General features: G+C 62.0%; 17 protein-coding genes. 7 read left to right on the forward strand and 10 right to left on the reverse strand.

From position 1 onward, the window contains the following. Positions 1-259 precede the first annotated feature (259 nt). Together V1289_RS08030 and V1289_RS08035 are read right to left on the reverse strand one after the other, a co-directional pair. The gene (locus V1289_RS08030; RefSeq protein ID WP_442895970.1) at positions 260-1,837 is read right to left on the reverse strand and encodes a thiamine pyrophosphate-dependent enzyme; all 1,578 of its coding nucleotides are present in this window, start codon (positions 1,835-1,837) and stop codon (positions 260-262) included. 101 nt (positions 1,838-1,938) lie between these two features. Next, positions 1,939-2,826, reverse strand: a complete 888-nt coding sequence (locus V1289_RS08035) for a branched-chain amino acid aminotransferase (protein ID WP_334396438.1) — start codon at positions 2,824-2,826, stop codon at positions 1,939-1,941. A gap of 771 nt (positions 2,827-3,597) precedes the next feature. Between V1289_RS08035 and V1289_RS08040 the strand changes: the two genes are divergently transcribed. Beyond that, positions 3,598-4,479 (forward strand): acyl-CoA acyltransferase, encoded by an 882-nt coding sequence (locus tag V1289_RS08040; protein ID WP_334396439.1) that lies wholly within the window; start codon positions 3,598-3,600, stop codon positions 4,477-4,479. Positions 4,480-4,610: 131 nt separating this feature from the next. Here the strand turns inward: V1289_RS08040 and V1289_RS08045 are convergent, their stop codons facing one another. The 5 genes from V1289_RS08045 to V1289_RS08065 all read right to left on the reverse strand — a co-directional run bounded on the left by V1289_RS08045 (position 4,611) and on the right by V1289_RS08065 (position 11,036). Further along, positions 4,611-5,975, reverse strand: a complete 1,365-nt coding sequence (locus tag V1289_RS08045; protein WP_334396440.1) for a cytochrome P450 — start codon at positions 5,973-5,975, stop codon at positions 4,611-4,613. Between the two features lie 302 nt (positions 5,976-6,277). Beyond that, entirely contained in the window at positions 6,278-7,471 is a 1,194-nt protein-coding gene (gene metA, locus V1289_RS08050; protein WP_334396441.1) for a homoserine O-succinyltransferase MetA, read from the reverse strand. Then, positions 7,472-8,746 (reverse strand): O-acetylhomoserine aminocarboxypropyltransferase/cysteine synthase family protein, encoded by a 1,275-nt coding sequence (locus V1289_RS08055; protein WP_334396442.1) that lies wholly within the window; start codon positions 8,744-8,746, stop codon positions 7,472-7,474. Positions 8,747-8,829: 83 nt separating this feature from the next. Beyond that, positions 8,830-9,780, reverse strand: a complete 951-nt coding sequence (locus tag V1289_RS08060; protein WP_334396443.1) for an amino acid--[acyl-carrier-protein] ligase — start codon at positions 9,778-9,780, stop codon at positions 8,830-8,832. 29 nt (positions 9,781-9,809) lie between these two features. Beyond that, a complete protein-coding gene (locus tag V1289_RS08065; RefSeq protein WP_334396444.1) occupies positions 9,810-11,036 on the reverse strand; it encodes an acyl-CoA dehydrogenase family protein in 1,227 nt (408 codons plus the stop codon). Positions 11,037-11,267: 231 nt separating this feature from the next. On the opposite strand from V1289_RS08065, the gene V1289_RS08070 reads away from it, so the two are divergent. From V1289_RS08070 to V1289_RS08095, 6 genes are all read left to right on the forward strand, one after another. Further along, positions 11,268-11,537, forward strand: coding sequence for a phosphopantetheine-binding protein (locus tag V1289_RS08070; protein ID WP_309178792.1), 270 nt, complete (start codon positions 11,268-11,270; stop codon positions 11,535-11,537). Between the two features lie 168 nt (positions 11,538-11,705). Further along, positions 11,706-13,514 carry a long-chain-acyl-CoA synthetase gene (locus tag V1289_RS08075; RefSeq protein ID WP_334407343.1) on the forward strand — a complete coding sequence of 603 codons (1,809 nt, stop codon included), beginning with the start codon at positions 11,706-11,708 and terminating at the stop codon, positions 13,512-13,514. 42 nt (positions 13,515-13,556) lie between these two features. Then, entirely contained in the window at positions 13,557-13,802 is a 246-nt protein-coding gene (locus V1289_RS08080; protein WP_309178794.1) for an acyl carrier protein, read from the forward strand. Further along, a complete protein-coding gene (locus tag V1289_RS08085) occupies positions 13,789-15,174 on the forward strand; it encodes an AMP-binding protein (RefSeq protein ID WP_334396445.1) in 1,386 nt (461 codons plus the stop codon). Before V1289_RS08080 ends, V1289_RS08085 begins: the two co-directional genes overlap by 14 nt. Then, entirely contained in the window at positions 15,167-15,895 is a 729-nt protein-coding gene (locus tag V1289_RS08090) for an SDR family NAD(P)-dependent oxidoreductase (RefSeq protein ID WP_334396446.1), read from the forward strand. Before V1289_RS08085 ends, V1289_RS08090 begins: the two co-directional genes overlap by 8 nt. Positions 15,896-16,339: 444 nt before the next feature. After that, entirely contained in the window at positions 16,340-16,795 is a 456-nt protein-coding gene (locus tag V1289_RS08095; protein ID WP_334396448.1) for a cupin domain-containing protein, read from the forward strand. A 166-nt stretch (positions 16,796-16,961) separates the two neighbouring features. Here V1289_RS08095 and V1289_RS08100 read toward each other — a convergent pair whose 3' ends face one another. From V1289_RS08100 to V1289_RS08110, 3 genes are all read right to left on the reverse strand, one after another. Next, complete coding sequence (locus V1289_RS08100) at positions 16,962-17,111, reverse strand: hypothetical protein (protein WP_334407994.1); 150 nt, start codon at positions 17,109-17,111, stop codon at positions 16,962-16,964. A 73-nt stretch (positions 17,112-17,184) separates the two neighbouring features. Continuing rightward, entirely contained in the window at positions 17,185-17,817 is a 633-nt protein-coding gene (locus V1289_RS08105) for a hypothetical protein (RefSeq protein WP_334396449.1), read from the reverse strand. Then, positions 17,814-18,860 carry a TAXI family TRAP transporter solute-binding subunit gene (locus V1289_RS08110; protein WP_334396450.1) on the reverse strand — a complete coding sequence of 349 codons (1,047 nt, stop codon included), beginning with the start codon at positions 18,858-18,860 and terminating at the stop codon, positions 17,814-17,816. The genes V1289_RS08105 and V1289_RS08110 overlap by 4 nt, the downstream gene beginning before the upstream one ends. Positions 18,861-18,903: the final 43 nt, after the last annotated feature.

Below are 18,903 nucleotides of genomic sequence, written 5' to 3' on the forward strand. Positions count from 1 at the left end.
AGCCATGAACTGCTCAAAGTTCCGTTCACGCATGATTTTGAACTGATCGCCCAGGCCTGGCGAGCGTTGAGGAGCGCGCGACCGATGCGAATCCTGGAACCGGAAACCATTGCCGACAAACCGCGACGCGAAGAAACGCTCGCGGCTTTTTTTTAACGGACGGTTCCAATTCACGAGGAAGCTTGCTTCAAAATCGATGACTGCCGGCGCGTTCATGCTTTACCGGTGAAAGTTCAGACTATCAGAGCGCTCTGAAGAATCAGCCCGACACCGCAGCGAGGGATCGATCGATTGTCTGGCGCACATCCGATCGAACTTCGACCACCGCGGGGCCCTTCGCCGACATTGCGTCCGCGACGATATCGGCCGCTTGCGCGGCGTTCGTGATCGTATAGCCCTGCGCGCCGAATGCGCGGGCAAGGGCCGCAAAGTCAGGGTTGGACAGGTCTGTACCCCAGGGACGTTTCGGAAATGCTTTCTCCTGATGCGAACGGATAGTCCCGTACGACTGGTTGTTGGAGATGATGATCTTGATATTGAGCCGGCGGGCAACTGCAGTTGCCAACTCGTTCCCGGTCATCAGGAAACCGCCGTCTCCGCAAAACGCGATTACCTGACGATTCGGATGACGAAGGCTCGCGCTCAATGCAGAAGGAACACCACTGCCCATCGCGCCGCAGGTGGAGCCGAGCAGTCGGGCCGACGGCTTGAAGCGGAATATACGGTGCACCCAGGCGGCGAAGTTGCCGGAGTCGGTCGTCACGATACCATCTGCCGGGAAAAGCTTGGCGACGGCCGCAACCGCATGCCCCAGGACATCCGCGCTGGGGATGCGCTGCTCGGGCCATGCGTGCACTGCCTCCCGAGCTTTCGACACGGCTTCGATCCACCCCGCGCGCTCGCGTGAGACGACCGGCAGGTCGAGCCAGGATATCAGGAAGGGATGCGCCGACGCGACGATCGGAAGATCCGTATGGAAGTGAGTCCCGATCGCATTCGGATCGGGGTAGACGTGAACCAGTGGCTGAGACGTCGGCAACTGTCGCGGAAACCGAAATCCCAGAGTAGACAAGTCGCCGAGCCGCGTTCCGATCGCAACAATCAGATCCGCTCGCTCAAACAGCCCAACATGCGCTGGCGAGGTGAAGAAGCCAAGCTGCCCGATCCAGAGCCGGTGATCGTTCGGAAACTGATCTTGCATCTTGAAGGTGGCCGCGACCGGCACATTCCAGCGCTCGCTCACCGCGAGCAGATCCTCGCGAAATTCCGCAGTTCGACACTGTCCTCCGACAAGCAGAATCGGCCTCTCCGCCTCGCCAACCAAGGCGGCCGCCTGCTCCACGGCGGCGCGACTGGGCTCGGCTCGTGCAACGCCGTGAACCCTGGCGGAGAGCAGACCGGCCTCCATCTCGAGAACGTCTTGAGGAAGCTCGATCACAACCGGCCCGGGCGTGCCGGCAAGCGCCACAGAAAATGCGCGCGCCATCATCTCGGGCACCCTGGCCGCTGAATCTATTCTGGTGGACCACTTAATGAGGCCGCTGAACGCCCGCCCGGTGTCGATCTCCTGCACTGCGTCACGATTCAGGTTCGGCGTATCGACCTGACCAACCAGCAATACGAGGGGTATGGCTTCCTGGGAAGCCACATGCAGGCCAAGCGCCGCGTTGGATGCGCCCGGTCCGCGGCTTACCATCACCACGCCCGCGCGGCCGGTGAGCTTGGCGTCGGCAACTGCGGCAAGGCTCGCGCTTCCCTCGTGGCGGCAAGTCACGAGATCGATCTCGTCGCGTTCGTACAATGCGTCGAGGAGCGCAAGAAAGCTTTCGCCGGGCACGCTAAATGCCCGGTCGACACCGTGCGCAATCAGAGAATCCACGATTAGATCGGCGACCCGAAAAGCCATGCGACACAATCTCGGTTGGAGGTTCATCACCATCACGCCGCAAGCTTCACCGCGTGCGCGAAATCCCAATACAGCCTCCGCGCACGCGCATAGAAAGGCCCGGGCGTGAGCTGCCGGTCGTCGATCCGGATCACCGGCGCGACCTTGGCGAAATTGCCGGTCGAAAAGATCTCGTCCGCGGCGAGGAAATCGGCATAGCGCAGCGTCGCCTCTACCACGGTGACGCCTTCGCCGCGCAAGAGTTCGATCACCCGCTGCCGGGTGATGCCGTTCAGGAAGGTGCCGTTCGGCGCCGGCGTGTAGACGGCACCATCCTTCGCCATGAACACGTTGGCATTGCCGAACTCGGCGACGTTGCCGAGCATGTCCAGCATCAGGCAGTTCTGGAAGCCACGCGAGGCGGCCTCGATCAGCGCACGCGAACAGTTCGGGTATAGACAGGCGGCCTTGGCATCGACCGGCGCGCATTCGGCGGTCGGTCTGCGGAACGGCGACAGCGTGATCGCGCTGCCGACAGGCTTCGGCAACGGCGCTTCGTAGATACAAAGGCACCAGTCCATCGTTTCCGGATCGAAAAGCACGCCGCCGCCGACGCCATTCTGCGGCCAATACATGGGACGGATGTAGAGCTCGGCATTGGCCGGGAACCGCGCGATGCCTTCGCGCGCCAGACCCAGCCATGTGTCGAGATCGACGATTGGCTTGAGCCCGAAGTTGAGCGCGGATTGATTGACGCGGGCGCAATGGCGATCGAGATCGGGCGCAACGCCTTCGAAGGCGCGTGCACCATCGAACACCGTCGAGCCGAGCCAGAGCCCATGGGTGCGTGGCCCCATGATCGGCACGTTGCCCTCGTGCCACTGGCCCTGGAAGAATGTCCATGTCCGCGAATGGCTGACGGACTTGCTGTTTGGAATCATGACGGCCCTCCATAAGCGCGACTGAGTTCCGGTCCGATATTTGCGGCCGATCGGTTCCCTGTAGAGGCCGACCAGGCCCTTCATGCGACCGTTGGCGCCGAGATGCGGCGCGCATTCGATGGCCGCAATCTAACCCACCGCACTTGCGTAGTCGGGGGCGCAAAGGTGGATGTCGGAAGGCCCGCGCTTGCGAGCGAGGTACCTCCGAAGGGGAGTTACTGACCCGAGCTGTGGTCAGGTAAACTTGTAACTGACTTTGTGGCTACGCTCGGTTGTGGTTCGCAGCGGGTTCGCTCGGTTGAGGGATGGCCAATGGCTCGTTCTTCCGAAAGACAGTACGTCAATGATGCGAGAACCGTAGTCGGATACGGAGACACGAAGGATTTGGCCTTTAATGATTTGCTAGAAAAACTTAAAGCGCATGAAAGCGAGATTAGATGTGCTTGCTCAAACGAAGGCGAAGTTTGTCGACCTTTTTTGTTTCCCCCGGCCGGCGTCAATTTCCGCATCTACTGGCGAGAGAGTACTGGCAAGATTCGTTGGAAGTGCTTGTGGGGTCCTGGCGTGTTGGAATTCGAGTGCGCCCGTGCTCTTGAATCCGAAAATTGAAATCACAGTAGTCATGAGCATTTTGTCACTCGCTAGGAGGCTGGCGACAAAGACTTCCATTTCAAGCGGCCTATCGCGTCAATATGTCATGTCACAATCATCGTTCCAGGATAGCCGATATCATGGGTTATCTGTTCGGTGCAGTTTAGAGGTAGGCAGGCGTTGTCCCGCATCAAAGTCCGACTCATAACCGACGCCGACATCCCGGCGGCCATAAATCTGCTGACCCGCGGATATGGGTCAGGGCGCGCGCCCCGCTCTCGCAATTTTTGGGAGGATATCATCTCCTGTTTGAGCCACCGACCGCTGCCCGCAGGAGAATTGCCACGTTATGGATACGTCATCGACAGTGACGGCGAGCTTGTTGGTATTTTGCTCTTAATATTCTCGACAATTTGGGAAAATGGAAAAGCCAAAATCCGTTGCAATGGGTTAGGCTTGTATGTTGATCCGGCATTTAGGTTGTGCGCGCCACTGCTAATAAGAAAGGCCTCCGATTTCAAGGACGCCACGGTACTTAACCTTACGCCCGGGAAACATACATTTCGCATGATCGAAGCTTTGAGCTACGTCAGATATTGCGATGGAATCTTTGTTTCAATTCCGTTGTTCAGTCGAGCTCCCAAGGAGGCACCTCTCAGGGTCGTCGATGTGCACACCAAACTTGATGTTCTATTAGATCCGCATGATCGCGATCTGCTGCTTGAGCACGCAGATTGCGGATGCACGAGTCTGTGGTGCATTACGCCCCAAGGCGCACATCCTTTTGTATTTCGAAGCCGGCAGGTTAAGAAGGTTCCATGTGCGCAGCTTGTCTATTGCCGCAATGTGGATGACTTTGTACGCTTTGCGCGGCCGATAGGTTTATTTCTTGCCCGGCATACCGGGCGTTTTTTGGTGTTGCTCGACGCGAACGGACCAGTTCAGGGACTGGTTGGTAAATACTTCGCAGGAAAAGCTAATAGATATTTCCGCGGATCGGATCGGCCACGGTTGGGAGATTTAGCTTATACAGAGATATCACTATTCGACATCGGCCCCTGAGGCTTTCGCCTTTTCCGGCAGCTATCACCAAAAATGCTGGCACTTTCCGTTCCGGCCATGTGCAGCGAGGGCCGGATTCATGCCCTGTCCCGGGGGGCTCAGCGCTCGACTTGCCGTCGCAGTATCCTGCGTCACGATACACTATTGAATGTACTGCCCTCTAATCTCTGTTCCCGCTGGTGGGTTTCATAGCCATTCCCCGACGCTCTGATCTCCGGAATCATGACGAAATCATACTTGCTGCGCAAGTTCACGGCGGCATCTAGCTCGGGTGGCTTTTTTTCATCGTAACCCAGCCGCAGCTGCTTGGCGATCATCATTAAATGGATTTGCATTTCGAGCCGCGCAAAGATTTCACCGATGCAGTTCCTCGGCCCTACGGAAAACGGGAGCATCGTTGGCGGATGTCGTTCCTGCGAAAAATCGGGACCGAAGCGATCCGGACAGAAACAATCCGCTGCTTCCCAGAGCTCGGGGTGCCGCTGGATGTGGTAAGTTGAAATATAAATTTCAGTTCCGGCAGGCACGAAATAGTCGCCAAGGTGATCGTCCTTCAGCGCCCTGCGCGTCATCAGCCAGCCGGGCGGATACAAGCGTAGTGCCTCGTCGAGAATGTGCCGCGTGTAGGCAAATCTTCTGAGGTCATTAAGGTCAGGAAGCTCGCTGGCGTGTACGTTATCGAGCTCCCTCCACAGCTTTTCCTCAACCTCTGGGTGCTGGGAGAGCAAGTACCAAACCCAATTCAAGGTGGAAGCCGTAGTTTCGTGTCCAGCCACAATGAGGGTCATAGTCTCGTTGACCAATTGGCGGTCCGGCATTATTTGGCCGCTGTCTCGGTCGCGAGCTTCCATAAGCATGCCTAGCATGTCAGTGGATTTTATGTTCTTTTTCCGCCTTTCAGCGGCAACCCGGCTCACGATTTTTCCCAAAGACCTAAACTCTTCCGCGAACTGGAGGTTGCGCGCAGATTCGTCGGTCAGAATACTGAAATGCGGGCGCACGTGTTCGTAGTCGACTCCAAAGATAGCCATGAGAACCGACTCGGCGACCATACGGCTGATGTCACGGGTGGCATTGACACTCTTTTTCTCTCGAGCTGCCTCCTTCCATCTTTCGAGCAATGCCAAATTAGCCGCTGTGATGACGTGACTTAACGCTCCGATCGCGTCATGGCGGAAAGCGGGTTGGATCATCCGCCGCTGACGTTTCCAGAATTCTCCTTCGCTCACCATAAGGCCATTACCGAGGAGCCAGGCAATACGTTTGATCGCCATGCCTTTTTTGTAATTCTGCCAATTCTTGCGAAGGACGTGCTCCGCGTACTCGGGGGCACTGATCATATATACGCTGGAACCGTAGACAGACGCTTTATAGATGTTGCCGTATCGTTTGAAATAATTGTTCATCCAACTCAAGAGATCCTGAGTTGGGCTGTAGGGCTCATCAGGCCCTGGTGGATAAAGGTGCGCCGTTCTCGTGTTTGTTTCGGACATCATACTCGTGTCCCTAACTTTGAACCCGGCGGTTCTTGGCGACGAGGGCACCGGGACGTGATGGACTTGGTCGCTGGCCTTTCGATAGGTGAGCCATCACGCCTCGGCGACGCCGACAGCGCGACCCGGCGGATGCCCATCGGCTGCAGGACGAAGGGAAAGCCGCGGCCGTCCGCGCGGCACACCAGGCTGAGGCAGCCGTGTAGTCGCGCGAGCGGCGCGCAAAGCCGCGCGTCAGAAGATCGGCGACAGCGTCAAGATCGGCTATTCCTATCTCGCGGCATCGGATCATGGTCCGAACTCCGTTATGGGACCCGATCCCGCTTTTCCGCGAGCAAGTCGGCGAGCGGATCGCGTCCGGCGCGGGGCTCTCCGGATCGGAGGGCGACCAGCTTGCGTCCATGGTGACGAGCCGGAATTCCGGAATCCGACGTCGTTCGACACCTTCCGTTGAAGGCTAGCGGCTTTGAGCGTCCGGCTCGCTGTGACGCCATGTACAATAGCCAGTTGCGGTACAAGCGCCTGGCCGCCGGATGCCAGGCGTTTCTCAGATCCTTTGCCGCTTGATCGGCTGGAAAATCGGCGAACAACTCCGGACTTCTGTCCGTAAGGGCTTTCCGCCGGAAGGCCGTCAGGAGCTGTTCCGCCTCCGTGTTGAAATAGCCTGTCGGTATCGTCGGACAGACTTCACTCTCCGCTCGGAGGAAGCGACCCATGTCCCTTCTGTATTCGCCCAACAGGGTATGGGTTTCGTATTCCGGATGGCCCTGGAAATGGACGAAAAGGCTCTTCTTCTGCTGCTTGACGAAGCAGTCGACGCCAGTCGCCACCGATCTGGTGAGGACGGAATATCCGCAGCTCTCGAGAGCCCTCTCCTGCACCTCGTTCCAGCGGGCGTGCGGTGTTCTGAAGGTCGCCGGAACGTCGCGCATCAAGGGATGATCTCTCGTCTTCGTTTGAGCAAAGACACCGATGCATTTGGCAGGCAGCTTGTGGCGCGCCACGCCGTCTATGTGCAGGACGGCCCCATGGACGGCCAGACAGGAATACACCGATGACACGGTATTCTCCCTGGCCCAGTCGATGATTCGGACGAAGGTGCCCCAATATGGTTCTTCCGTCAGACTGGCGGCTCTCGGTTCGGCGCCGGTCACGATCACACCGTCCAGGCTCGTGTTCAGCAGATCGTCGGTGCCGCGGTAGTATCGACGCACGTAATCGCGCCCCCAGTCCGAGCGGGGCGTCGTCTCCATCGTGTAGAAATGCAGCCTGACGAAGAGCCCTCCGGCCGCGGCGCCGAGCAGGTCGAACAGCTGGCGCTCGGTGGACATCAAGGCGGAATCCGACATGTTGTTGATCAGCCCGATATCGAGGCACTCCTCCCGGTTTCTCGGTGACGCGGCGCCGCTTCCGTTCCGCGCTCTCGAGAAGAGGTGGTGGTCGTACGAGTCTATGTCGATTAGGACAGGCATCGGAATGCCTTCATGGTTGACCTGCATTCAATCTGCGGCATGGAGCGCCTGATCGAGGTCGGCGATGATGTCGTCGACGTGCTCGATACCGACGCTCAGCCTGATCATCTCGGGCCGCACGCCGGCCCTTTCCTGCTCCTCGGGCGACATTTGCCGGTGCGTGGTCGATGCGGGGTGGCAGGCGAGCGATTTCGCGTCGCCAATGTTGACCAGCCGTTTGAACAGTTTCAGCGCGTCATAGAACCGCTTGCCGGCCTCGAACCCTGCAGCCACGCCGAAGGTCAGCAACGAACACGCGCGGCCGCCCAGATACTTCTGCGTCAGCTCGTGATAGGGGCTATCGTGGAAGCCCGCGTAGTTGACCCATCCGACGCGGCGGTCGTCGCGCAGAAACCGGGCGACCTTCCCGGCATTCTCGACGTGCCGCTCGATCCGCACCGCGACGGTCTCGATGCCCTGGAGCAGCAGGAAGGCGTTAAAGGGTGCCAGGATGGAGCCGGTGGTCCTCTGGGAGACGGCGCGGCAGCGCGCGATGTAGGCGGCGGCCCCGTAACGCTCGGTGAAGACCAGCCCGTGGTACGATTTCTCCGGCTCGTTCATCATCGGAAAGCGCCGGCGATGCTCCGCCCATGGGAACCTGCCGCTATCGACGATGATTCCGCCGAGCGTGGTGCCGTGCCCGCCCATGAACTTCGTCAGCGACTCCACCACGATGTCCGCGCCGTATTCGATCGGTCTGAGCAGGATCGGGGTAGGCACCGTGTTGTCGACGATCAGCGGCACGCCGTGCCTGTGGGCGACCTCGGCCATCGCTTCGATGTCGCAGACGTTTCCGGCCGGATTTCCGACGCTCTCGCAGAACACCGCGCGCGTATCGTCGTCGATCAGTCTTTCCATGCTTTTCGGCCGGTCGTCTTCCGAGAACCGGACCGTGATCCCCTGCCTCGGCAGGATGTGCGCGAACAGCGTATGCGTGGTGCCGTAGAGCTGCGGGACCGAGACGATGTTGGTGCCCATCTCCGCGATGTTGATCACCGAATAGTTCACCGCGGCCTGGCCGCACGCCACGCTCATCGCCTCGATGCCTCCTTCCAGGGCGGCGACCCGCTTCTCCAGCACCGCATTGGTTGGATTACCGATCCGGGTGTAGCGGAAGCCATCCACTTCGAGATTGAAGAGCGCGGCTCCATGGTCGGCGCTGTCGAAGGCGTACGAGGCCGTCTGGTAGATCGGCACGGCGACGGCCTTGGTGGTCGGCTCGACTTCGTAGCCGCCGTGGACAGCGAGAGTCTCTCTTCTCATGGAAGCCGGCCCTTCGGCTCTTCGGTCCCGGGCGACCACTGGATGTCCTTGGCGCATCGAAGTTCCTCGAATGCTCACGCCGTCTACCGGTCGTCCCGCGGGAAGCCGAGCAGGTCCCGCACTGCGGTCGGCCACCTGGCGACGTCTCTGCCGTGGGTATGGAACATGGCGACGGCGAGACGGTCCATTCCGAAGGCTACGCAAGCAGTATGGGCCGGCTCACCGGCCGCGTCCGCAATGCCCCAGGCGGTGCCGAAGTGATCGCGGTGGTAGTTGAAGCTCATGCATGCGGTCGGTTGCTCCTCGGAGCGCAGAGGGACCAGCAACTCGAATTTCAGCGACTGCTGCTTTTGGCTCACCGCCATCATCTGGCCGACCCGGCCGAAGAACGGATCGCTGGCGTAGTCGACCCTGAAGGTCAGCCCGAGATCGCGCGCGATCTCCTGAGCGAGCACCATCCAGCGCTCCCGGAACGCCGAGACGTGGTCGGGGCTGCCGATGCAGACGTATTCGCGCATCCTGAAGGACTGCAGCCGGTCTAGATGGCGCGAGGGCTCGCGACGGAAGCAATCGGCGGCCACGTCGAAGCACCAGCCGCTAGCCGGCACGGGACCGCGGCTCGCCGCGATCGGATAGACCGGATAGCAGGCGGCCGGCGACAGCACGAGGTCGGCCGGTGAAAGTGACAGGGTCCAGTCGCCGCCGGCATCGAAGCAGCTGACCGCCGCATCGATCTCGCTTTCCGTGCCGTGCAGGCCGCAGACGCAGCCGAGCAGGTTCGGAAAGCTCTTCAGATAGCCCGACCTCTCAAGCTGCGTGCGGTTCATGACGGGGGGGAAGCGCAGCACCTCGGTGTCCACTTCGCGATGCCGCGTGATCAGCGCTGCAAGCCGCTCCACGACGTCTTCATAGAGCGCGGTGCGGCCATAGACCCCCGGAGAGCCCATCTTTTGGAACAGCACATCGGCAAGATAGTCCAGCGGATCGGCCCGAGGCTGAGCGGGTTCCGAAGGTGCAAACATGGCCACGTTCATATCAAGCCCCATTTCCTTCGAGGAGAACATCAATCGCGCAGGGACGCCGGGACGGCGCTCATCAGCGTGGCGGCACCCATGCTGGCAAGGATGCGGTCGTTGTTGATCATGATCGGAGCCGAAAGCACGTCGCGGAGGTGGCGGCCGACGCTGACGTCGGTGTCGTTGCGGTAGCCGGACAGGCCGCAGGCGCGCATCGCGTGCATGACGGCCGCGACCGCGAGTTCGGAGGCCTCCACCTTGAGAAGGTTGATCGAGGACTGGAAGTCGACGGACGAGAGCGCGCGCTCGTCCCGTTCACGGGCAGCAAAGGACTCGGTGTTCACGGCGATGATGGCGCGCAGTTTCGCCAGCGTCATCTTGGCGGCGGTGAAATGCGCCGCGCCGGGAGGCATATTGCCGCCGGACCCGCGGGCGGCCTTGCGGATGAAGAGCTGCGCCCGGTCCACCGCCGCGGCCGCGATTCCCGCCCAGACCGACGACCAGCACAGATGCGCGACGGGCGTCATCGTCTGCGCATGGATCCTTTCGTATGCCACGGGGAATATCTGTTCCGCGGAGCCCTTGAAGTTCAGCTTGAAGCCGGCGCTGCAGGTCCCCCGCATGCCGAGCGTCTCCCATGCGAGAGTTTGCTCCAGCGTGTAGTCGTCCCGGGTGATAGCCAACATCACCTGATCGGATCCGGCGGCGTCGTCGGCGCGGCGGGCGATGGTGACGATGCCGTCCGCCTCGGCGCCGTAGGAAATCACCGTCGCGTCGCGCTCCAGCGAGATCTCGGCGCCCTCGCGCTCCACCGCGGCCGAGCTGAAGCGTATGTTTCCGCCGTTCTGGCCTTCCGTGGTCGAAGATGCCAAGAGCAGCTGTTCGGCCGCCACGCGGCGCATGAGCCTTTCGTGCCAGCCGCTGCCCGCGCCGTGGCGGATCAGACACGCGATCTTGGTCTGATGCATCGCGAAGATCATCCCGGCCGACGCGCAGGCGCGGCCGAGCGCGTAGCACATGTCGGCCACCTCGGAAATCGACGCGCCGTCGCCACCGAACTCGATCGGGATCTGGGCGCCCAAAAGCCTCTCCTTGCGCGCCGCGTCGATGGCCTTCAGCGGGAAGCGCGCCTCGCGGTCGACCGCTTCGGCCTCCGTCGCCGCGGCCTCCGCGACGGCGGCCGCCCGTTCCCGGAACGAGGCGCGGTCGGGAGAGAATGCTACTCGGCTGCTTTCGGGGGCGAAGCTGCGGAATTGGACTTCCTGCACGTTCATGGCCCAAAACCTCCCGTTTGATGGTCGGACGACCCGAACCGCGTGGACATGAATTCCACTCGAGTTCGATGGTGGCAATCTAACCAACCGCACTCGAGGAGTCGGCGGCGCAGAAGTGAGCACGGGTGCCCTTGCGAGGTACCTCCGAAGTAGAACTACTGACCTGAGCTGCAGTCAGGTATCGTCACGTCGATTATGATCTGTCACCTCATCGCGACGAGTGGAGTTGAAATGCTAGACCTTGCCGCCAGCGTCCAAGACCGTGTTCTTTCCGTCGTCAGGATCGTCCTCCAGGAGAACGCGATCATCGCCGATGTCCACCCGGAATCCCGGCTGGTAGATATCGGACTGGACTCGATGGATATGGTCGCGCTGATGCTCAAGGTCGAAGCCGAGTTCGATCTCACCCTCCCCCAGCCCGAGATCACGCCAGAGAACTTCCAATCGGTGAAGACAATGGAGCTGATGATCCTCAACCAGCTCGGACCCGGACCGGGATGAAGCGACTTGAACAGACATGCGTCTTCGGAAAGCGAGCGAAACCGGATCGACAATGATCGCAAGGTCGCGCCCGGTCCGGCGCGCCGCTTTCCTCCTTCCGCCGCAGCCTTATCGCCTCGGGAGCCGGTCGGCCCGGACATCGATCGAAATCATCTGCATGGTCAGATCATGAAAGCAGGCGTGATTCAGCGGGCGACCGGAAGCGGCGACCCGCGATGCAGACCCTCCGCCGCCAAAGCCTGGCTGAAGGCCATCGAACTGACCTCGCGGATCGAGGCCGAGCCGCAACGGCTATTCGCCGACGTCGTGGAAGAATGGGCGAAACGGCAGCCCGGACGCCCCGCATTGTGCTCGGACCGCCAATCCTTCACCTACGGGGAGTTCAGCGCCCGGATCAGCCAATATGCGCGTTGGGCGCGGGACCTGGGCGTCCGTACCGTCTGCCTGCTGATGCCGAACCGGCCGGACTACGTTGCCTGCTGGCTCGGCATCAGCAGCGTTGGCGGCACGGTGGCGCTGATCAATACCCGGCTGGTCGGCCAGTCCCTCGCTCACTGCATCGACGTTGCGTGTGCCGACCACCTCGTTCTTGCCGTCGATTGCGTGGATGCGTTCGAAACCGCACGTCCGCACCTGGGTCGCGTGCCCCAAATTTGGAGACTCGGTCCCGGCAGCGCTGGCGCCGATCTGGATGCGGCGCTCGCCGCCGCGGATCCGCGCCCGCTGTCCTCCGCCGAGCGCGGCGACGTCACGATCGATGGACGCGCCTTACTCATCTACACCTCGGGCACCACGGGGCTGCCGAAGGCGGTAAACGTCAGTCATCGCCGCATCCTCAGCTGGGGCGGATGGTTTGCCGGGCTGACAGACGCTTCCGTCCACGACCGCCTTTACGATTGTCTTCCGCTCCATCATTCAGTGGGCGGTGTCGTCGCGCCTTGCAGCATGCTCCGCGCCGGCGGTTCAGTGGTGATCGCGGAGAAATTCTCCGCGGAAGACTTCTGGGACGACATCATGTATTTCGACTGCACCATCTTCCAATATATCGGTGAACTCTGCCGCTACCTTCTGAACGCGCCGGCGTCCGGGCTGGAGGTCGTACATGGGCTGCGGCTGGCCGTCGGCAACGGATTGCGCGGCGACATCTGGGAGGCGTTCGCGAAGCGGTTCGCGATTCCGCAGATCCTCGAATTCTACGCCGCGACAGAAGCTAATTTTTCGCTATTCAACTTCGAAGGAAAACCCGGCGCGATCGGCCGTATCCCGCCGCTGCTGGCGCATCGCTTTCCCGCCTCGATCGTGAGGGTCGATGCGGAGCGTGGCAGCCCGGTCCGCGGCGACGACGGGCTCTGTATCGCCTGCACCCACGGCGAGGTCGGCGAGGCGATCGGGCGCATCGGCACCGCCGATCGGGGCGGCGGCCCTTTCGAGGGCTACACGGACCCGGCCGAGACCGAGAAGAAGATCCTGCGCGACGTATTTGCCGAAGGCGATGCCTGGTTCCGGACCGGCGATCTGATGCTGCGCGACGAGCAGGGCTACTTCCATTTCGTCGACCGGATCGGCGAAACCTTCCGCTGGAAGGGCGAGAACGTCGCGACCAGCGAGGTGAACGACGCGATCAGGGACTGCCCCGGCGTTCTCGACGCCTCGACCTACGGGGTCGCGGTCCCCGGCGCCGACGGCCGCGCCGGCATGGCGGCTTTGGTGGTGGACCAAGGGTTCGATTTCGGAATCTTCGCGGAACTGCTGTCGCGCCGGCTCCCGGTCTATGCGCTTCCGATCTTCGTCAGGTTATGCCGGGCGCTCGACGCCACCGAGACCTTCAAGCAGAACAAGCAGCGCCTGATCCGCGAGGGATTCGATCCCTCGGTCGTGGGCGACCTGCTGTTCCTGCGCGATCCGGCGACCGGCGACTATCGTCCGATCGACCGGGCCGTCTACGCGCGCATCGTGGAGGGCGGAATCAGATTCTAGCATCGGCTCGAAAAGCCGCTTTTTTGAGAGATGAGGTGTCCCATGTCGGTTAGGTCGAGGATTTTCTCGGCGATGCAACGGATCGCTGAAGAGCAGAAGGTCACGCTTCCGCCGCTCCACGACGATCTGTCGCTGCACGAAACCGGGTTCGACTCGCTCGCGTTCGCAATCCTCGTCGCGCGGCTGGAGGACGATCTCGGCGTTGATCCGTTCACCGTCGCGGAGGACGCCGCCTTCCCGTCGACCGTCGGCGAATTCGTCAGAGCATACGAGAATGTCCCCGCCTGAAATCTTCGCGCTGCGCGAATATCTCGGCCCGGAGCTGAAGGGCCGCACGATTTCCGATGCCCGGCACGGCGTATCGCTGACCGACATTCTCCGGCACAGCTGCCTGATCGGCAGATCCCGCGAGCTGTCCGGCCGCTCGGTGCTGCTTGCGACATCGGGACAGCTGCTGTCCGCGCTCGCGATGATCGAGCTCGACGGCATCGCCCGCCGCATGCTGCTGTGCCCGCCCGACTTCGATCCGGATCGCATCCAGGCCCTGCTTGCGGATGCCGAGATCGACGCCATCGTCACCGATCAGTCGCTGCACCGATACGATGCTGGCGCGTACCTGGTTGTCGGCGCCGGCCTGCCCGAACGGGCGGCCGAGGGATGGAAGACCGAACGCGCGACCGAGTGGCTGATGCTGACCTCGGGGACGTCCGGGCTGCCGAAGATCGTCGGACATACGCTCGATGGGCTGGCCGGCGCGATCATCGCCGAGGGGCCTGCGCGCCACCCGAACGCGACCTGGGCGACGTTCTACGACATCCGCCGCTACGGCGGCCTGCAGATCTTGCTGCGCGCCGTGATCGGCGGCGGATCGATCGTGCTGTCGGAGCCCGGGGAAGCCATCGCAGACCACGTGGCACGGCTGCGGGCAGGCGGCGTCACCCACATCTCCGGGACGCCATCGCACTGGCGCAAGCTCCTGATGAGCGGTGCGGCCGCGAACTTCTCGCCGCGATATGTCCGCCTGTCCGGTGAAATCGCCGACCAGGCGGTGCTCGACGGCCTTGCCCGGGCGTTTCCGCATGCGTCGATCGGGCATGCCTATGCTTCAACTGAGGCCGGCGTCGGTTTCGCGGTGGACGACGGGCGCGAGGGTTTTCCCGCCGACCTGATCGGGCGGAACCGCGACGGCGTCGAGATGAAGGTCGTCGACGGTTCACTCCGGATCCGCTCCCACCGCACGGCGCGCGCCTATATCGGCGCCAATGCGCCCCCGCTCGCCGATGCCGAGGGCTTCGTCGACACCGGCGACATGATCGAGCTGCGCGGCGAGCGCTACCACTTCGTCGGCCGGCGCGGCGGCATCATCAACATCGGCGGGCTGAAGGTCCATCCCGAGGAGATCGAGGCCGTGATCAACCGGCACGAGTCCGTGCGGATGTCGCGCGCGCGGTCGCGCAGGAGCCCGATCACCGGCGCCATCGTGATCGCCGACGTCGTCCTCGCCGACGGCACCGATGCGGCTTGCCACGAGACGATCCGCATGGAAATTCTCGGCCGGTGCAAAGACTCGCTCGCGGCGCACAAGGTGCCTGCGGTGATCCGCTTCGTCGAGCGGCTCGACGTCACGGAAGCCGGGAAACTGGTGCGCGCCGATGCGTAACGTCCTCGTCACCGGCGGTAGCCGTGGCATCGGGCTTGCGATTACGCGCAGGCTCGCCGCATCCGGCGACTACAGCGTGATCGCGGTCGCGCGCCGCGAGAGCGAGGATCTGGGACACGCCATCCGCGAAACGGGAGCGGACCGCCTTCACTTCAGGGCGTTCGATCTTGGCCGGACCGACGAGATTCCCGCCTTCGTGAAGGAGCTGCGCGACGCCTTCGGCGCGATCCACGGCCTCGTCAACAATGCCGGGATCGGCACCGAGGGGCTGCTGGCCACCATGCGCAATTCCGAGATCGAGGCGTTGATTCGTCTGAACGTGCTGTCGCCGATCGTTCTGACCAAATACGTGGTGCGGCACATGATGGCCGACGGCGCCGGACGCATCGTCAACATCTCCTCCATCATCGCCTCGACCGGCTACAACGGCCTCTCCGTCTATGCCGCGTCCAAGGCCGCGGCCGCCGGCTTCACCCGTTCGCTGGCCCGCGAAGTTGGCAAGCTCGGCATCACCGTGAATGCGATCGCCCCCGGCTTCGTCGACACCGAATTGACCAGGTCCTTAGACGACGACGGCCGCCGGCGCATCGCCGGTCGCAGCGCGTTGCGCCGCCTGCCCGAGGCCGACGACGTCGCTTCCATGGTCGAGTATCTCCTGGGCGAAGGCGGCCGGAACATCACCGGCACGGTGCTGACGGTGGACGCCGGCAACACCGCCTGACCGCCGCGATGGCAGACGCGCACCGTTTGCAGCGCACCGTTATCCATGCACGATCATCCCTCGCGCAGATCAATCCGATTGCGCGGACCAGATAGGGCACATCGTAGCTCATTCGCCACTTTCTTGCGCAACTCATGGTTGCTTCGTCGACCAGGATATCCTGGCCAACGCAATCCAGAGTAGCGTTGAGGTCGACAATGGTGCGAGGACCTGGCCTTGGCCCCGCGCTTTTTGTGGCAGTCCGCAAAGGACGCTCCATGTGTGGAAATCCTCAGACAGATTGAGCGCGTGCGGCGCGCCGCCGCACTACTTGCGGCAAAGTGGCCTCTTTATACTCTTCGCGAAAAATCTCATTATACGGGTCCCGGAGGAATTGAAGATCAGCAGCTAGCATCACCGGGATCTTTAGAAGCGCGTACTTTATTCAATCATTTGAGGTGACCGATGCCGCTCACACTTATTGAAACCGGACATTGCAACGTGGATCTCAAGCCGTCGCCGATCGAACCATCCTGGATTCTTGAAGGCAATCCGGAAGCCCGCTCGCACCCGCTATCAACCAGCGCGTGCGGCACTGCCAAGACCCTGATCTGGTCCTGCACCGAGGGCAAGTTCAAGTGGTACTACGATCTCGACGAGACCATCATGATCCTCGAAGGATCAATCGTGCTCGAGAGCGAGGGCATGCCGCCGAAGCGCTATGGCGTCGGTGACGTGATCTTTTTCCGCGAGGGTGCGCACGCCAAATGGCATGTCGAGGGTTATGTGAAGAAGGTCGCCTTCCTCCGGCAGAGCAATCCGCTCGGGCTCGGGTTCGCCATCCGCGCCGTCAACAAGCTCAAGCGGATGTTCTTCGTCTCCGCCGAGCGTCGTGCCGCGCGCCTCATAGAGGCCGGCTAGCGACTTTCAGCGAAGCGCTTCCCTGCGTGTGAGAAGGGGCCGGGACAACAACCCCCGGCCCCTTCTTGATCAGGACGGCAGCTCGACGCGCAGCGGCGGCATACCCCACCGCATCAACACCATCTCGTGCTCCTCGCCCGCGTTGCGGGTCACGGGCGCAGGATAGTCACGGAAAACGGAACTGGCGGATACTCTCGAGCTCGCGGGCGCGTGCCATCGAATCGCCAACGCGGCGGGTCCGGAAATATGCGATCGGCAACGCCATCAGGTGACGAAACAGCCGGGCACCAAGCTCGACATCGATGCGGCTTTCCACGCCACGATCACGGCACGCGCTTCGCAGGTCTCGGGCGGTGCCTCTCCTATCGAAGAAACTTTAGCGGACTGCATCAGTCGTTGGGTTTCGCGATCGCATGTGGCCATTTGCACGTTGCGGCCAGCTTGGCACGCACCGTCTCCAGCCCGGCCAGCGAGAACATTCCGGCCAAGGCGGTTCCAGCCCGGGGTGCAAGGTGGATGCGGAGGCTTCCACCGTCCGGAAGCGACTGCAACAAGCGAACAACGTCACCCGCAAACGCGACACCAGCTCCGGATGCCGGCACGGCTGCCGCGATCTGCAGCGGTTGACCGTCGTTGATGCGATAGGAAATCGCATAATCGTCGCTGCGGCCGGAGATGCCGGGTCCCACGACCACCAGTTCGGTCCGTCCGCCGCGGCAGCGAATTGAGAGCCTCATCGCGGATTCGCTCGGACCGTCGCGCGAGAACGTCGTGGCCGCGGCGATCGGTGAATAGTCCACGGGCGACGTTGTTTCGCTGACAATCCAATTGTCTGTGTTGCGCGCCTGGCGACGTTCAGGCGGGATGCTGCGCGACACCTTGTCCAGGCAATCGAGCCGTTCGGCGCGCTCCATCATCGAGCAGGCGCGAAGCTGCGCCATCGGGTCCTCTATCCCTTGCGCCAAGGCAATCCCGCTCGTGACGGTGATTGCAACCGCGAGCGGGATGGCCGCGCGTTTCATTGCGATGCTTGCGTCGCGCGGGGCTGGCGATCGAGCCACGCCTGCGCCGCCGGGAAGCGCGCGAGACCAGGAACGGTGGCCCCCAGATTGATCGATTTCCACTTCGCGTCGAAGCCGGGTCCCTGCAACTTTTCAATCCGCGAAAACAGGTGCTCGATAAAGCGGGCGACACGCTCAAAGCGGTTCGATTTGGCCGGCCAGTTGAAGGCGACCAGCGCGGTCGGCACGGCAATCGTGGTCACGCGTTCGCCCTGCTTGATCAGATTGGGATAGTCGGTCGCGTCGAGAGCGGCTGGAAGATAATAGTCCTCGAACTTGCTGTCATAGGGGACCGGCAGGAACTTGAAGCCGGACTCCCATCGGCCTTTCACGAACGCATCCACCGGCTTCGACGTAATGAAGACGACGGCCGCCATCTCGCCCTTGCGCATCTGCTCCAGCGCGACCTGATGCGGGATGAAGGTCTTTTCCACCTCGAGACCGAGGCGACTGAAGATCAGCGGTCCCGAATAGGCTGCGGCAGTGCCTTGGGTATTGAAATTCACCTTCTTGCCGACGAGGTCGTTCAGGCTCTGAATCTCCGGTCGGACAAAGATATGCAGTTCAGACGGGAACAGATTGAGCACATAGGCAAGCCGGCGCTGGATGTCCGGCACCTGGCTCTTGTACTCCTCGAGCGCGTCGGAATTGATGATCGCCGCATCGATGCCGCGCAGATAGAGCAGTGAATTCACGTTTTCCGTGGCCCCTCGAGTCACGACCGGCAGAACATGCAGGTTGTCTCCATCGTCGACCACGCGAGCGATCTCCGCGGCCAGGCGGATGGGCGCGCCCTCCAGGAGCCCCCCGGCGAGACCGACGGTCCAGGCGTTCATGGCCGCCACTTCCGGCTTTAGCTGCGGCTGAGGCCGCATCGGGCGAACAACGCTTTGCGTATGGAGATTTTGCGTCCGCGCCCCCCCCCAGGAAGGTTGAATGATCAGGAGCAGCGGGGCCAACAGCGTGAGCCGAAGCAACGGGCGTATTCCTACAAATCTGTCCATCGACCAACTCCTTTCCGCGCCAAGACTGTTGGCGATTTCGCCG

Origin of the sequence: Bradyrhizobium sp. AZCC 2289 (genome assembly GCF_036924615.1) — a bacterium.
Lineage (GTDB): Bacteria > Pseudomonadota > Alphaproteobacteria > Rhizobiales > Xanthobacteraceae > Bradyrhizobium.

Coding starts and splice junctions, on each gene's coding strand:
- V1289_RS08045 (WP_334396440.1), bottom strand. CDS start 5,975: ATGATGTCCGAAACAAACACGAGAACGGCGCACCTTTATCCACCAGGG.
- V1289_RS08075 (WP_334407343.1), top strand. CDS start 11,706: ATGAAAGCAGGCGTGATTCAGCGGGCGACCGGAAGCGGCGACCCGCGA.
- V1289_RS08035 (WP_334396438.1), bottom strand. CDS start 2,826: ATGATTCCAAACAGCAAGTCCGTCAGCCATTCGCGGACATGGACATTC.
- V1289_RS08060 (WP_334396443.1), bottom strand. CDS start 9,780: ATGAACGTGGCCATGTTTGCACCTTCGGAACCCGCTCAGCCTCGGGCC.
- metA (WP_334396441.1), bottom strand. CDS start 7,471: ATGCAGGTCAACCATGAAGGCATTCCGATGCCTGTCCTAATCGACATA.
- V1289_RS08070 (WP_309178792.1), top strand. CDS start 11,268: ATGCTAGACCTTGCCGCCAGCGTCCAAGACCGTGTTCTTTCCGTCGTC.
- V1289_RS08055 (WP_334396442.1), bottom strand. CDS start 8,746: ATGAGAAGAGAGACTCTCGCTGTCCACGGCGGCTACGAAGTCGAGCCG.
- V1289_RS08080 (WP_309178794.1), top strand. CDS start 13,557: ATGTCGGTTAGGTCGAGGATTTTCTCGGCGATGCAACGGATCGCTGAA.
- V1289_RS08090 (WP_334396446.1), top strand. CDS start 15,167: ATGCGTAACGTCCTCGTCACCGGCGGTAGCCGTGGCATCGGGCTTGCG.
- V1289_RS08105 (WP_334396449.1), bottom strand. CDS start 17,817: ATGAAACGCGCGGCCATCCCGCTCGCGGTTGCAATCACCGTCACGAGC.
- V1289_RS08110 (WP_334396450.1), bottom strand. CDS start 18,860: ATGGACAGATTTGTAGGAATACGCCCGTTGCTTCGGCTCACGCTGTTG.
- V1289_RS08065 (WP_334396444.1), bottom strand. CDS start 11,036: ATGAACGTGCAGGAAGTCCAATTCCGCAGCTTCGCCCCCGAAAGCAGC.
- V1289_RS08095 (WP_334396448.1), top strand. CDS start 16,340: ATGCCGCTCACACTTATTGAAACCGGACATTGCAACGTGGATCTCAAG.
- V1289_RS08085 (WP_334396445.1), top strand. CDS start 13,789: ATGTCCCCGCCTGAAATCTTCGCGCTGCGCGAATATCTCGGCCCGGAG.